This window comes from Ramlibacter sp. AN1133 (assembly GCF_037890035.1).
Taxonomy (GTDB): domain Bacteria; phylum Pseudomonadota; class Gammaproteobacteria; order Burkholderiales; family Burkholderiaceae_C; genus Ramlibacter.
In genome coordinates, this window is sequence record NZ_JBBKTQ010000008.1 from 42,817 (window position 1) to 56,186 (window position 13,370).

Genomic DNA, 13,370 nt, shown 5'->3' on the forward strand with positions numbered 1-13,370 from the left:
GCGCTGCTCACCTTCCCCCGCTGCCGCGGGGCCAGCCTACGCGGCCGCGACGCCGTTGACGAAGGCGTCGGCCAGCTTGCGCCGCAGCAGCTTGCCGGTGGCCGTGCGGGGCAGGGCAGGCACCTCGTGGAAGGAACGCGGGCGCTCGTGCGGCCGCAGGCTGGCGGCCCGCTCGCGCAGCGCCTTTTCCGCCAGCGCGGCTTCGCCCGGCCTGGCGGCGTAGAACAGCACCACCGAATCGACGCCATCCTCGTCCGGCACGCAGATGGCCGCCGCCTCGAGCAGCCCCGCCACGCCGGCGGACATCTTCTCCTCCAGTTCCACCAGGTTCACCCAGCGGCCGCGGATCTTCACGAGGGAATCCTCGCGGCCCGCGAAGCGCCAGCCGCCGCCCTGCGTGTGCACGAACAGGTCGGCGGGACAGAAGGCGCCGCCGCGGAAGGACTGCGCCTGCGCCGCGGGCCGATCCAGGTAGCCGCGCGCGAGCGTCGAGACGTGGAAGCTCAGTCGCGTCGGCAGGCCCGCGATCGCCGCTTCGGGATCGAGCGGGTGCACGTCCACGCCGGGCGAGGGTTGCAGGCCGTCGTCGTCGCCCTTGGCCGTCAGCACCAGCACCAGCGTTTCGGAGGCGCCGTAGCCGTCCACCATCTCGAGCCCCGTCGCCTTGCGCCACGCTTCGCGCAGGCTCGCCGGCAAGGTCTCGCCCGCCGACACGCACTTGTGCACGCCCGCCGCGGCCAGCGCCGGCGCGAGCCCCGCATGCAGCAGGTTGCGATACAGCGAAGGGACGCTGAAGAACACGGTGGGGCGCTGCCGTTGCACCGTTTCCGCGGCGGAGGCGGCGGTGGGCCACTGCGGATCGAGGATGACCGTGGCGCCGATCTTCAGGCCGGCGAACAGGCTGTTGGTCTGGGGATAGGAGAAGAACAGGCGCGAGGTGGCGAACAGGCGGTCGTCCGCGGTGATGCCGAGCCGCTCGCGCGAGACGCGCTCGATCTCGCGCGCGAAGCGGTGGCGGTGCACCACGGCCTTGGGCTTGCCCGAGGTGCCGGAGGAATGGCACCAGAAGGCCGGCGTTTCGTCCTCCACCTCCTGCGGCGGCAGCGGCTCGGCCGCCGTCACCTCGTGCCGCCCCGGCTCCAGCAGGATCACGCGGCTGTTCCACGGCGCCGGCGTGTCGTCGGCGTGCTCCGCGAGGATGATCGCGAAGCCGGCCTCGTCGAGGATGTAGCTCCATTCGGCCGGCGGGATCTGCGGGTTCACGGCGACCGCGACGCCGCCGGCCCAGATCGTGCCGAGGAAGGCCACCACCCAGTCGATGCCGTCCGGCAGCTTGATCGCGACGCGGTCGCCGGGGCGCAGGCCGCGCGCCTTCCAGGCGCCAGCCGCGCGGGCGACGCGCTCGCGCAGTTGCGCGTAGGTCAGGTGCTGCTCGCCGCAGACCAGCGCCGTACGCTCGGCTTCGCCCGCGGCCAGCAGCAGGGCCGCGGCGTTGAGCCGATCCTGCGCCTGCGCGGCGGGCGCCTGCGGCGCCGGCGGTGCCTCCACCGAAGGCTGGCGCGCGCGCCACTCCTCGTAGGCTTTCGCCAGCAGCTCCGCGTGCTCGCGCTCCTCGGCGGCGAGCTCCAGGTACAGGTGCTGCTCGGAGGAGCCGGCCGGCGCGACCGCCGCGCGCATGCGGAAGAAGGCGGCGGCGCGCTCCTCCAGCGCGATGGCGATGCGGAACAGGTTCTCGGGATCGCGCGGGCGGTGCTCCACGTGCGCGAACAGCGCGGCGAGCTCGACGCGGAACGCAGGCGAGGGCGGCGGCACCTCGACGCGGTAGCGCCCGCTCAGGGTCTCCATGTGCCCGCCTTCCATCACGGCGAAGCGCTCGAACAGCGCGCGCATGTCGGCGTCCTCGCTCTCGGCGGCGGCGCGCTGGTAGAAGGCGCGACCGCCGAGTTCGATCTCGAAGGCGAGCCGCACGGCGTCCTGCGCGGTCTGGTCCGGCCCGAGCCGCCGCGGCTCGTGCAGCAGCGCCATCTGGCCGCCGCAATGCGGGCAGCGTCCGTACGGGAAGGCGAAGCCCACGCTGATGCGGCCGCAGTCGGGGCAGTGCCACTGCGTCGGGGCGTTGGCGCAGCAGGAGGACGCCGTGCCGGTGTCTTGCGCGATGCGGACCATGTGCACTCTCCACACGCAGCGGTGCGGCCGCAGCAGGGCGCGGCAAGGCCCGCTCGAAGCGGGCGCGGTTCGGGACTTTGTCTCCTGCTTTTCTTGTAGTTCGCTGCGCTCGCAGTAAACCCCCGGCGCGCCGCGGCAACGTTGACGTGCCTCAAGATTGCTTTCGGCCTAAGGGTCAGTCCCGAGGGTGAGCGAATGATGCCCTTGCGCCGCATGGGCCCTTGATGACCGTCAACGTTCCTTCACCCTGCGCACGCGCGCCTGTCCATTGCGCAACCACGGCGCGACGATGTCAGGCGTGGAACAACGGGACCTCTCGCAACGACGGCATGCACGCGCAGCAGGGTGCATGTCTGCGGGCAGCACCCGCGCCGCCGCGGAAGTCCTTGATTCCATTGCAGATCCTGTGGCCGCGTCGGGCGGGGTGCATATCCCGCCTGTACTTCGCGCCCTCCCGCGCGGGCCGCACGCAAGCCCCCCTCGAATCGCAAGTGCCTGTCATGAAAGGAGAAACGCCACGCGCACGGCACGTGGCACGACTGATGCTGTGAGAAAGGCAAGCAAACCAACCGGCAAGCGCACCATGAAGCCCGCCACCAGGATCCTGATCGTCGACGACGAAGAAGTCGTCCGCCTCAGCTACATGCGCATCCTGGCCAGCGCCGATTGCCAGGTGAAGGCAGTGTGGACCTGGGAACAGGTCGACAAGGCGATGGAAGAAGAACCCTTCGACCTCGTGCTGCTGGACCTGCGCATGCCGGGCATGGACGGACTGGAAGTGCTGCGCGAGCTCAAGGCGAAGTGGCCGGACAGCGAGGTGATCATCATCACCGGCTATCCCACCCTCGCTTCCGCCAAGGAAGCCGTCTCGCTCGGTGCCTACGACTACCTGACCAAGCCCGTGGGGCCGGCGCAGGTGATCGCCGCGGCCAACGCCGCCATGTTGCACAAGCTCTGGGCCCTGCACGACGACGCCGCGGGCAAGGCCTCCACGGTTCAGTCCAACCCGATTCACTAGGGGAATCATCATGACAGCACTGCGCAAACTTCTCGTCGTCGACGACGATCCGGTGGTGGGAGCGAGCTTCAAGCGCGTCCTCTCCGGCAAGGGCTACCTCGTGGTAGCCGCGGAAAACGGCCAGGTGGCCCTCGACAAGCTGAAGGCCGAGAAATTCGACGCGGTGTTCACGGACCTGCGCATGCCCGGCATGGACGGACTGCAGGTGGCCGAGAAGATCCGCGCCGCCCAACCCTGGACGCCGGTGGTGATCGTCACCGGCTACGGCTCCCCCGCCAGCGAGGCGCGGGCCCGCGCCTGCGGCGTGAGCGAATTCCTGAACAAGCCGCTGTCGCCCGAGATGATCGAGGACAGCGCCGAGAAGGCCGTGCGCACCGTGATGGAAGGCGTGACGGCGCCGCGCGAGCAAGCGGCACCGGCGGCTACCCTCGCCGCCCCCGTGACCTTCGCGGCGCCTGCCGCCGAAGCGCCGGCGAAGTTCAGCGCCTTGCGGATGCTCAGGAACATGGCCCTGTTCCTCGCCGCGCCCTTCATCGGCCTGCTGTATGCGGTGCTGCTGCCCTTCGTCGGCCTCGGGATGCTGGCCTGGGTGGCGGTGAAGGGCAAGAAGGCCGAGGCGCCCGCGCAAGAGGCAGCGCAAGCCGCGCCCGCCGCGGCACCGGTGGCCGAAGCGGCCGTCGCGGCGCCCGAGGCGATGGCCCCGGTGGCCACCGAAACCCCGAACCGCGGTGTTGCGGGCGCGGCCAAGGTCGCTGTCGGCATCGTCGCGGCCCCGTTCCTCGGCCTGGCCTGGATCGTGGTGGCGCCCTTCGTCGGACTCGCCGCGCTGGCCTGGATCGGAATGAAGACCGTGTTCGAGCGGGCGAGCTGAGGACCCCTCGACACATTGATACGACCCCCGGAGGACCCATGAAAATCAGTCAAGGATCGAAGCTCGCCGCCTACGCGGCAGCGGCCCTGGCACTGGCCTTCTCGCTGGTGGCGGGGCCGGCGCATGCCGCCGACCCGGCCGACTCCAAGCTGTCCAAGGAAGACCAGGCCTGCCTGGAGTGCCATGCCAAGCCCGGTGCGCGCAAGACGCTGGGCAACGGCGAGACCCTGTCGCTGTACATCGCCGCCGACGCGTTCGCGGCTTCGAAGCATGCGCGCGAAGGCTGCGAAGGCTGCCACTCGCAGATCGACACGGCCACGCACGGCAAGGCCGGCAACGAGCAGAAGATGGCCAGCAAGCGCAGCCACGCGGTGGAGGCGACCGAGACCTGCCGCGACTGCCACCAGAAGACGATGAAGAAGTACGACGACAGCGTGCACTGGGCGCTCGTCAAGGCCGGCAGCGCCAAGGCGCCGCTGTGCGCGAACTGCCACAACCCGCACGCCACGAAGTCGCTCAAGGACGCCAACCCGGCGGACAACGTGCTGTGCCAGGAGTGCCACAAGGACATCTCCAAGGCCTTCACCGCTAGCGTGCACGGCACGGACGGCGAGAACCTCGAATGCAAGGACTGCCACCGCACGCACGACGTGAAGGCGGCCACCGTCGGTGACCACCTGCGCGGCCAGTGCGTCTCCTGCCACAAGGAAGTCGCGACCTCGCACGCCAAGTGGCTGCCCAACGCGGAGCACCACCTCGAAGCCGTCTCCTGCGGCGCGTGCCACAACCCGACCGCGGCGCGGCGGGTCGACCTGCGCATCTACGAAGGCAAGGGGGAGCAGAAGCCCGCCGCCGAGAAGATCGGCGTGCCGCAGTTCGTGACCCTGACCAGCACCGACAACGGCCTGGACGGCCGGGCCCTCTGGAGCCTGCTGCAGGACCTGAGCCGCGGCAACGGCTGGGACAAGCGCAGCTTCGTGCGCGGCCGCCTCGAGGTGCAGACCGGCGTCGAAGCCCACGCGCTCGCCGCCAAGGGCAAGGCGGTGAAGGATTGCGCCACTTGCCACAAGCAGGGTGCCGCCGCCTTCCAGGCCGTGACGGTCAGCATGGTCGGCGCGGACGGCCGCCCGGTGCGCAAGGGCGCCACGCAGGGCATCCTGAGCTCCGCCGAATCGATCGGCTCCGTGAGCGGCTTCTACGCCGTCGGCGGAACGCGCATCAAGATCCTCGACGTGCTGCTGCTGATGGCCCTGGCCGGCGGCGTGCTGCTGCCCGGCGCGCACCTGACCATGAAGCTGCTGAGCGAGCGCCGGCGCAAGGCCGCCGCCGAGCGCAACACGTCCGACACCGATTGAGGAGATCACCATGAGCAAGGTCTATGTCCATCCCCTGCCGGTGCGCTTCTGGCACTGGACCAACGTCATCCTGTTCATCGGGCTGATCGTGACGGGTGTGCAGGTCCGCTACCTCGACCTGTTCGACTACATGTCGTTCGGCACCGCGGTGACGCTGCACAACTGGGTCGGCTTCGCGCTGATCGCCAACTTCTGCATCTGGCTGCTGTTCTACCTGTTCTCCGACCGCAACCAGGCCTACCACCCCGAATTCAACATCGTGAAGCTCACGCAGGCCTCGTTCGAGCAGGCGAAGTACTACGGCTGGGGCATGTTCCGCGGCGAGCACAACCCGCACCGGATCGACCCGTACCACAAGTTCAACCCGCTGCAGCGCACGCTGTACCAGATCCTGATGCTGTTCCTGCTGCCGCTGCAGTTCGCCACCGGCATCCTGATGTGGGACATCAAGCGCTTCCAGGCGGTGGTGGACATGGTGGGCGGCATCCGCGTCGTCTCCACGGTGCACGTGCTGATCTTCATCTTCTTCGTCTTCTACCTGTTCTTCCATCCCTACCTGGCGACCCTGGGGCACACGCCCACGGCGCACATCAAGGCGATGGTCACCGGCTACGAGGACGTCGAGGAGGAGCCCGCGGCGCCGGTGGCGTCGTGAAGGACACCGCTTTTTCGCAACCATGACTTTTAGCAAGGAGAGAGAGATGAAGTTGAAGACCTGCGCGGCTGCTGCGGCCGTCCTGTGCGCGTTCGCGCTGCCGGCCACGGCAGGCGTCGACACGGACGCGGCGGTGAAGCTGACCAAGGACAACGGGTGCACCAAGTGCCACTCGGTCGACAAGGCGAAGAAGGGCCCGGCCTACCAGAAGGTCGCGGCCAAGTACAAGGGCAAGGCGGACGCGGAAGCCAAGCTGGTGGAATTCGTGACGAAGAGCCCGAAGGTGAAGCTGGACGACGGCAGCGAAGAAGAACACAAGGCCGTCGCCACGAAGGACACTGCCCAGATCAAGAATCTGGTGCAGTGGGTCCTGGCGCAGTAGGGTAAGGCCGCCAGGATCTTTCGGGGCCCAGCCGCGACGGGGGTCGGCGGCAGGGCCCCTTTCTCGTTGGAAGGACGGGGAGGGAGCTACTCGGGCTGTTCCTGGTCCGCGTGGGGCTCGGTGTCCCGCACGCGGATGTTGTACTTCTTCATCAGCGCCTGGAAGTTGGCCCGCTGCATGCCCGCCGCCTCGGCGCTGCGCGTGACGTTCCACACGTTGCGCTTGAGGGTCTCCTGCACGAACAGCTTCTCGATGTCCTCCACCGACCGCTCGCGCGCGAGCTTCTTGATGTGCTTGAGTTCCTCCGCGGTGCGCGGAACCTCCAGCTCGCTCTTGGGCGCGCTGTCCAGGATGCTGGCGAGATGCGCCTGCCGGATCATGTCGTCGGAGGCCAGGATCACCGCGCGCTGGATCGCGTTCTGCAGCTCGCGCACGTTGCCCGGCCAGGCGTGGTTCACGAGCAGGCTCATCGCGCCGTCGGAGATCCTGGGCACCGGCCGGCCCAGCTCCTCGCAGAAGGCCTTGAGGAAGTGGAAGGCCAGGGCGGGGATGTCGTCGCGGCGCTCGCGCAGCGGCGGCACGTGGATCGGGAACACGTTGATGCGGTAGTACAGGTCCTCGCGGAAGCTGCCGTCGGCCACCATCGCCTTGAGGTCCGAGTTGGTCGCGGCCAGGATGCGCACGTTGGTCGCCTGCGTGCGCGTGTCGCCGACCGCCTTGAACTCGTGCTCCTGCAGCACCCGCAGCAGCTTGGCCTGGGTGGACAGCGGAATGTTGCCCAGCTCGTCGAGGAACAGCGTGCCGTTGTTGGCCATCTCGAACATGCCGCGCTTGTGCGCCACGGCGCCGGTGAAGGCGCCCTTCACGTGGCCGAACAGCTCGCTTTCCAGCAGGTTCTCCGACAGCGTGTTGCAGTCCACCGGCACGAAGGGCTGGTCGCGGCGCAAACTGTTGTAGTGGATGGCCCGCGCCACCATCTCCTTGCCGGTGCCGCTCTCGCCGGTGACGAGCACCGTGCAGTTGGTCGGCGCGCACTGGGCGATCAGACGGTACACCGCCTGCATCTGCGGGCTCGCGCCGACGATGTTCTCGAAGCGGTACTTGGAGCCGGCCTCCGACTTCAGGGTGCGGTTCTCGCGCAGCAGCCGCTGCCGCTCGATCGCGCGGTCCACCACCATCTTCAGTTCGTCCGGGTCGAAGGGCTTGGGCAGGTAGTCGAAGGCGCCCAGCTTCATCGCCTTGACCGCGGTCTGGATCTGCGACAGGCCGGTCATCATGATCACGTCCATGTCGGGGTGCCGCTCCTTGACGTGCTGCAGCACCTGCAGGCCGTCGATGTTGGGCATCATGATGTCCAGCACCACGACGTCGTAGCCGTTCTCGTCGATGCGCCGCAGCGCCTCCCAGGGATCGAGGACGGACTCCACCTCGTAGGGGTCGCCCGCCAGGATGCGGGTGCAACTGCGCAGGACGATGTCCTCGTCGTCGACGATCAGGATGCGTGCTTTCATGCGGTGGTCTCCGGCGTGCCGTGCGGCTCGCGCACGGGCAGGGCGGCCGGCAGGAAGATGCGGAAGGTGCTGCCGGCGCCGACCGCGCTCTCGACCTCGATCTGGCCGCCGTGGGCCTTGACGATGCCGTAGCTGACGGACAGGCCCAGGCCGGTGCCCTTGCCGACTTCCTTGGACGTGTAGAAGGGATCGAAGATGCGCTGCAGGTTGGCTTTCTCGATGCCGCAGCCGGTGTCGGTGACGGAAAGCTCCACCACCGGCTCGGGTTCGGAGCGCAGCGGCAACCTGCGCGCGGGGTGCAGCCGGGTGCGCACGGTGATGCGCCCGGGCCCGTCGATGGCCTGCTGCGCGTTCACCAGCAGGTTCATCAGCACCTGCTTGATCAGGTCGGCGTCGGCGTGCAGCGGCGGCAGGTCGGGATCCGGCTCCATCAGGATGTCGACCTGCTGCAGCGCCGCCGAGCGCTCGACGAAGCGCACGGTCTCCTGCGCGATGTCGTTGAGGTTCACCACCGACTTCTCCGGCGGCTTCTCGCGCGCGAAGTCCAGCAGGCGGCGGATGATGCTGGCGCAGCGGCGCGTCTCCCGGATCACGAGGTCCAGGTCCTCGGCGTCCTGGCTGCCGGCGGGGGCCTTCTGCCGCATCAGGGACGTGAAGGTGAGCACGCCGGTCAGCGGGTTGTTCAGTTCGTGGGCGATGCCGGCCGCGAGCTGGCCGATGGAGGCCAGCTTCTCGCCGCGGGCGACCTCGGCCTCGGCCAGCCGCAGTTCCTCGGTGCGCTCCTTGACCTTTTCCTCCAGCGTGTCGACCCAGTCCTGCAGTTCCTTGTGCGACTTGCTGACGGCGGCCATCATCACGTTGGTCGAGGCTGCCAGCCGCCCGAATTCGTCGTCCCCGCGCACCGGGATCGGCTGGCCGAAATCGCCCGAGGCGATGCGCTCCGCCCCGCGCGCCAGGTCGCGCAGCGGCCGGTAGATCAGGCGGCGCAGCAGCCAGCCGGCGCTGATCGCGACCAGCAGCACGAAGCCGACCGAGAACGCGACCATCTTCAGCACGTGGTCCTTCATCGTGCTGTTGAATTCGTCGAGCGAGTAGGTGATGTCCACCACGCCCAGCACCGACTGGCTGGCCGGGTGGGCGTGGCACGAGGCGCTGGCGCAGGAGGGCTCGTTGCGGATCACCTCCATGTTGCCGAGCAGCTGGTGGCGGTCCGGCGTGTCGAAGATGCGCCACTTGATCGCGTGCGGGGAGTCGCCCAGTACCTTCTTCGTGCCTTCATGGCATTGCGAGCAGTGCTCGGCGTCCTTGTCGATGTGCTGGCCGACCTCGCCCGCCACGTTGGAGTGCGCGATCGTGCCGTTCTTGCGCAGCACGCGCACGCGGTTGATGCCTTCCTGCTTGCCGATGTCCTCGATGATCTTGTCGACGATGTCCGGCTCGTCCAGCAGCATCGCATAGCGGGTGCTGCGCTCGATGACCTGCGAGAGCTGCGACATGTGAGTGACCATGGTGCGCAACTGCTCGCCGCGTTCCTGCCGCACCAGCAGCACGATCAGCAGCACCATGGCCGCCCCGAGCACGAGGGTCAGGTAGAGGCTGACTTTGAACTGGAGGCTTTTCGGCGTCATGCCGTTGTGTTGGGGGCCGGCCGGACCCGGACGGGCCCGACACGCCGAGTGTGCGCGCCGCAGGGAGGGGGCCTATTGATGGCACGCAAGGACCTGTCCGCCAGGCGGGCCGGCCCTGTTGCCGGCGGGCGACAGGTGCGCCAGGACGCTCAGGCCGTGGCAGGCGCCGGCACGAGGCGCAGCGTGCGCGCCCGCAACTGCCCGCAGCCGCCCTCCACATCCTGCCCCGCCGACTGCCGCAGCTTGGTGAGGATCCCGCGCCGGTGCAGCGTGCGGGCGATCTCCGCCGCGCGCTCCCGGCTCGGGCGGCGGAAGGCGATGCCGTCGACGCGATTGAACGGGATCATGTTCAGCACGCCGTAGCGGCCGGCCAGCAGCCGTACGATGCCTTCGAGTTCGTCCTCGCCGTCGTTCACGCCTTCCAGCAGCGTCCACTGGTACTGGATCGGGTAACCGGTGGCGCGGGCATACGCGTCGGCCGCTTCGACCAGCTCCTCGGGCGTCATGCGCGGCGCGCGCGGCAGCAGTCGCTCGCGCAGGTCTGCCTTGGTGGTGTGCAGCGACAGGGCCAGGGCGGGCTTGACGCGCTCGCGCGGCAGCCGCTCGAACACGCGCGGGTCGCCGACGGTGGAGAACACCAGGCTCTTGTGGCCGATGTTGCCGGCGGTGCCGAGCAAATCGATCGCCTCCAGCACCGCATCGAGGTTGTGCGCCGGCTCGCCCATGCCCATGAAGACCACCTTCTTCACCGCGCGGCGCGAGCGGCCGAGGGCGACCTGCGCCACCATCTCCGCGCTTCCCAGCTGCCGCAGCAGCCCGGTGCGGCCGGTCATGCAGAACTGGCAGCCCACGGCGCAGCCCACCTGCGAGGAGATGCACAGGCCGTCGCGCGGCAGCAGCACGCTTTCCACCGTCTGGCCGTCCGCCAGTTCCACCAGCAGCCGCTCGGAGCCGTCGGCGCCGGGATGCGCCGAGACCACGCGGGCGAGGCCGGCCAGGTCGCGCTCGAGCGCCGGAAGCTCGGCGCGCAGGGAAGCGGGCAGGAAGTCCTCGATCCGGCGCTTGCCGCTGTCCATGGGCAGGGCGTTGGTCCAGAGGCGCAGGATGCGGCGTTCGTGCTCGGGGCCGGCGCCGGCGCGGCGCAGGCGTTGCACGAGGGTGTCGATCCGGGTCATGGCCTCGATTGTGCCGAAGCCCGTCGCGCCCCCGGCGCTGGACACGCTTCGATCATTCGACTAAAGTCGAATCATGGAAGAAAAGGATGCCGTCGCCGCGCTGGCCGCCCTGGCGCAACCGCTGCGCCTGCGCGTGTTCCGGGCGATGGTCGGCGCCGGGCCGCAGGGCATGAACCCGGGCGAACTGGCGCAGATGCTGGGCATCGCGGCCTCCACGCTGTCCTTCCACCTCAAGGAGCTCGTCCACGCCGGCATGGTCAGCCAGGAGCGGGAGGGGCGCAACCTGATCTACCGTGCCTCGCTGGAACGCATGTCCGAGCTGATGGACTACCTGGCGGCGCACTGCTGCCTGGGCGCGGGCTGCGAGCAACTGGCCATTCCCGGCTGCACCAACTGCTGAAAACGAAGGAATCCCCATGAAGCGCTTCCACGTCCACCTGCATGTCGCCGACCTGGACAAGAGCATCGGCTTCTATTCGAAGCTGTTCGCGGCCGAGCCCGCGCGCCGCGAGGCCGACTACGCCAAGTGGATGCTGCAGGACCCGCCGGTGAACTTCGCGATCTCCACGCGCGGCCACGCCGCCGGCATCGACCACCTGGGGATCCAGACCGACAACGCCGAGGAACTGGCCGAACTGAAGGCCCGCGCCGAGGCCGCCGATTTCGCGCTCCAGGACGAGGGCGAGACCACCTGCTGCTATGCACGCAGCGAAAAGCACTGGATCACGGACCCGCAGGGGATCGCCTGGGAGCATTTCCACACCCTGGGCAACATCCCGGTGTTCAACGAGCAGGCGCAGCCCGCAGCGGCTGCCTGCTGCGCTCCGCGCGCGCCTGCCGGCAAGCCGGTCGGCATTCCCGTGAAATCCTCGTGCTGCTGAGGCCGCCACGCGACGCATGACTGCCGCCACCTTGAAGGAGGTCCGGGCGCAACCCGCGCCCATGAGCGTCTTCGAGCGCTACCTCACCGTCTGGGTCTTCCTGTGCATCGTGCTGGGCATCGCCCTCGGCCAGTTCCTGCCCGGCGTGTTCCAGGCGATCGGCCGCATGGAAGTGGCGCGGGTGAACCTGCCGGTCGGCCTGCTGATCTGGGTGATGATCGTCCCGATGCTCGTGAAGGTGGACTTCGGGGCGCTGCACCAGGTGCGCGAGCACTGGCGCGGGATCGGCGTGACGCTGTTCGTGAACTGGGCGGTCAAGCCGTTCTCGATGGCGCTGCTGGGATGGATCTTCGTGCGGCACGTGTTCGCGCCCTATCTGCCCGCGGGGCAGTCCGACAGCTACATCGCGGGCCTGATCCTGCTGGCGGCGGCGCCCTGCACCGCGATGGTGTTCGTCTGGAGCCGCCTTACCAACGGCCACCCGCTCTTCACGCTGTCGCAGGTGGCGCTGAACGACACCATCATGGTGTTCGCCTTCGCGCCCATCGTGGCGCTGCTGCTGGGGCTGTCCGCGATCGTGGTGCCCTGGGACACGCTGATCGCCTCGGTGGTGCTGTACATCGTGATCCCGGTGCTGATCGCCCAGTGGTGGCGACGCAGCCTGTTGCGGCGCGGGCAGGGAGCGCTCGATGCGGCCCTGGCGCGCATCGGCCCCTGGTCGATCGCGGCGCTGCTGGCCACGCTGGTGCTGCTGTTCGCCTTCCAGGGCCGCGCGATCCTCGACCAGCCGCTGGTGATCGCGATGCTGGCCGTGCCGATCCTGATCCAGGTGTTCTTCAACGCGGCGCTCGCGTACGGGCTCAATCGCGCGGTCGGCGAGTCGCACAACGTGGCCTGCCCCTCGGCGCTGATCGGCGCCAGCAATTTCTTCGAGCTGGCGGTGGCCGCGGCGATCAGCCTGTTCGGGTTCGAATCCGGCGCAGCGCTGGCCACGGTCGTCGGCGTGCTGATCGAAGTGCCGGTCATGCTGCTGGTGGTACGGGTCGTCAACCGCAGCAAGGGCTGGTACGAGGCGAGGGCGTAGCGCCGCCCGTCCCCGCAAGCTGACCGGTCGGCGGGCGCCGCCGGCTGCCTGCGGGTTCCCTTGACGCGGGCCGTACGAAGCGCGCGGGCCGGCTGGCATCATCCCGTTACACACGAAGACGTTGGAGGGAACGGGATTGAGCAACAGACCCCTTCGGGTGCTCGCCATCGCCGTGGCGGGCCTGGCCAGCCTCGCGGTCGATGCAGCGCCGCGCGTGCTGGCGATCGACAGCGGCACGCCGGGCCTGCAGGCCCCCGAGCAACGGCGACACGAAATCGAGCAGGCGCTGCAGGCCTGGAAGCTCGCGTGGGAGCTCGGCGAGGCCGACACCTACCTGCGCTTCTACGACCCGGACTTCCGCGGCCGGGCGCCGTCGCGCGCCGACTGGGAGAAGGAACGGCGTGCGCGCCTGGCCAACCGCAGGATCTCGGTGGAGATGGAGGCGCTGCGCATCCGGCTCCTGACCCAGTCGGAAGCCGAAGTGCACTTCGTGCAGCGCTACATGTCGGCCAGCCACCAGGATGCCGGCGCCAAGCGGCTGCGCCTGAAGCGGGGCGGCGGGGCCTGGCGGATCACCGTGGAGTCCTGGGCGCCGCAGCCTTGAGAAGGAGCGTGGCTGCGGCGACGCGCACCGGGGCGCCCTT

At 69.1% G+C, this 13,370-nt stretch carries 13 protein-coding genes; 9 read left to right on the forward strand and 4 right to left on the reverse strand.

Annotated elements, in window-relative coordinates; translation table 11 throughout:
• Positions 1-36: 36 nt before the first annotated feature.
• A complete protein-coding gene (locus WG923_RS12920; protein WP_340351380.1) occupies positions 37-2,166 on the reverse strand; it encodes an AMP-binding protein in 2,130 nt (709 codons plus the stop codon).
• Between the two features lie 583 nt (positions 2,167-2,749).
• On the opposite strand from WG923_RS12920, the gene WG923_RS12925 reads away from it, so the two are divergent.
• The 5 genes from WG923_RS12925 to WG923_RS12945 are packed head-to-tail and all read left to right on the forward strand — an operon-like array spanning position 2,750 to position 6,447.
• Positions 2,750-3,184 (forward strand): response regulator, encoded by a 435-nt coding sequence (locus WG923_RS12925; RefSeq protein WP_340351381.1) that lies wholly within the window; start codon positions 2,750-2,752, stop codon positions 3,182-3,184.
• A 10-nt stretch (positions 3,185-3,194) separates the two neighbouring features.
• Complete coding sequence (locus tag WG923_RS12930; protein ID WP_340351382.1) at positions 3,195-4,055, forward strand: response regulator; 861 nt, start codon at positions 3,195-3,197, stop codon at positions 4,053-4,055.
• 38 nt (positions 4,056-4,093) lie between these two features.
• A complete protein-coding gene (locus WG923_RS12935; protein WP_340351383.1) occupies positions 4,094-5,410 on the forward strand; it encodes a cytochrome c3 family protein in 1,317 nt (438 codons plus the stop codon).
• A 10-nt stretch (positions 5,411-5,420) separates the two neighbouring features.
• Positions 5,421-6,065, forward strand: coding sequence for a cytochrome b/b6 domain-containing protein (locus WG923_RS12940; RefSeq protein WP_340351384.1), 645 nt, complete (start codon positions 5,421-5,423; stop codon positions 6,063-6,065).
• A gap of 46 nt (positions 6,066-6,111) precedes the next feature.
• The gene (locus WG923_RS12945; protein WP_340351385.1) at positions 6,112-6,447 is read left to right on the forward strand and encodes a c-type cytochrome; all 336 of its coding nucleotides are present in this window, start codon (positions 6,112-6,114) and stop codon (positions 6,445-6,447) included.
• Positions 6,448-6,533: 86 nt separating this feature from the next.
• Here the strand turns inward: WG923_RS12945 and WG923_RS12950 are convergent, their stop codons facing one another.
• From WG923_RS12950 to WG923_RS12960, 3 genes are all read right to left on the reverse strand, one after another.
• Positions 6,534-7,958 carry a sigma-54-dependent transcriptional regulator gene (locus tag WG923_RS12950; RefSeq protein ID WP_340351386.1) on the reverse strand — a complete coding sequence of 475 codons (1,425 nt, stop codon included), beginning with the start codon at positions 7,956-7,958 and terminating at the stop codon, positions 6,534-6,536.
• Positions 7,955-9,586 (reverse strand): sensor histidine kinase, encoded by a 1,632-nt coding sequence (locus WG923_RS12955; protein ID WP_340351387.1) that lies wholly within the window; start codon positions 9,584-9,586, stop codon positions 7,955-7,957. The genes WG923_RS12950 and WG923_RS12955 overlap by 4 nt, the downstream gene beginning before the upstream one ends.
• Before the next feature lie 149 nt (positions 9,587-9,735).
• The gene (locus tag WG923_RS12960; protein ID WP_340351388.1) at positions 9,736-10,761 is read right to left on the reverse strand and encodes an RNA methyltransferase; all 1,026 of its coding nucleotides are present in this window, start codon (positions 10,759-10,761) and stop codon (positions 9,736-9,738) included.
• A 73-nt stretch (positions 10,762-10,834) separates the two neighbouring features.
• Between WG923_RS12960 and WG923_RS12965 the strand changes: the two genes are divergently transcribed.
• The 4 genes from WG923_RS12965 (at position 10,835) to WG923_RS12980 (ending at position 13,330) form a co-directional block, all read left to right on the forward strand.
• Entirely contained in the window at positions 10,835-11,161 is a 327-nt protein-coding gene (locus WG923_RS12965; protein WP_340351389.1) for an ArsR/SmtB family transcription factor, read from the forward strand.
• 16 nt (positions 11,162-11,177) lie between these two features.
• Positions 11,178-11,642, forward strand: coding sequence for an ArsI/CadI family heavy metal resistance metalloenzyme (locus WG923_RS12970; RefSeq protein ID WP_340351390.1), 465 nt, complete (start codon positions 11,178-11,180; stop codon positions 11,640-11,642).
• Between the two features lie 16 nt (positions 11,643-11,658).
• Positions 11,659-12,726: an ACR3 family arsenite efflux transporter gene (arsB, locus tag WG923_RS12975; protein WP_340351391.1), complete on the forward strand. Its 1,068-nt coding sequence runs from the start codon at positions 11,659-11,661 to the stop codon at positions 12,724-12,726.
• A 136-nt stretch (positions 12,727-12,862) separates the two neighbouring features.
• Positions 12,863-13,330 carry a L,D-transpeptidase Cds6 family protein gene (locus WG923_RS12980; RefSeq protein WP_340351392.1) on the forward strand — a complete coding sequence of 156 codons (468 nt, stop codon included), beginning with the start codon at positions 12,863-12,865 and terminating at the stop codon, positions 13,328-13,330.
• Positions 13,331-13,370: the final 40 nt, after the last annotated feature.

Excerpts from the sequence above, each read along its gene's own strand:
- WG923_RS12920 (WP_340351380.1), bottom strand. The coding sequence starts at position 2,166 with ATGGTCCGCATCGCGCAAGACACCGGCACGGCGTCCTCCTGCTGCGCC.
- WG923_RS12925 (WP_340351381.1), top strand. The coding sequence starts at position 2,750 with ATGAAGCCCGCCACCAGGATCCTGATCGTCGACGACGAAGAAGTCGTC.
- WG923_RS12930 (WP_340351382.1), top strand. The coding sequence starts at position 3,195 with ATGACAGCACTGCGCAAACTTCTCGTCGTCGACGACGATCCGGTGGTG.
- WG923_RS12935 (WP_340351383.1), top strand. The coding sequence starts at position 4,094 with ATGAAAATCAGTCAAGGATCGAAGCTCGCCGCCTACGCGGCAGCGGCC.
- WG923_RS12940 (WP_340351384.1), top strand. The coding sequence starts at position 5,421 with ATGAGCAAGGTCTATGTCCATCCCCTGCCGGTGCGCTTCTGGCACTGG.
- WG923_RS12945 (WP_340351385.1), top strand. The coding sequence starts at position 6,112 with ATGAAGTTGAAGACCTGCGCGGCTGCTGCGGCCGTCCTGTGCGCGTTC.
- WG923_RS12950 (WP_340351386.1), bottom strand. The coding sequence starts at position 7,958 with ATGAAAGCACGCATCCTGATCGTCGACGACGAGGACATCGTCCTGCGC.
- WG923_RS12955 (WP_340351387.1), bottom strand. The coding sequence starts at position 9,586 with ATGACGCCGAAAAGCCTCCAGTTCAAAGTCAGCCTCTACCTGACCCTC.
- WG923_RS12960 (WP_340351388.1), bottom strand. The coding sequence starts at position 10,761 with ATGACCCGGATCGACACCCTCGTGCAACGCCTGCGCCGCGCCGGCGCC.
- WG923_RS12965 (WP_340351389.1), top strand. The coding sequence starts at position 10,835 with ATGGAAGAAAAGGATGCCGTCGCCGCGCTGGCCGCCCTGGCGCAACCG.
- WG923_RS12970 (WP_340351390.1), top strand. The coding sequence starts at position 11,178 with ATGAAGCGCTTCCACGTCCACCTGCATGTCGCCGACCTGGACAAGAGC.
- arsB (WP_340351391.1), top strand. The coding sequence starts at position 11,659 with ATGACTGCCGCCACCTTGAAGGAGGTCCGGGCGCAACCCGCGCCCATG.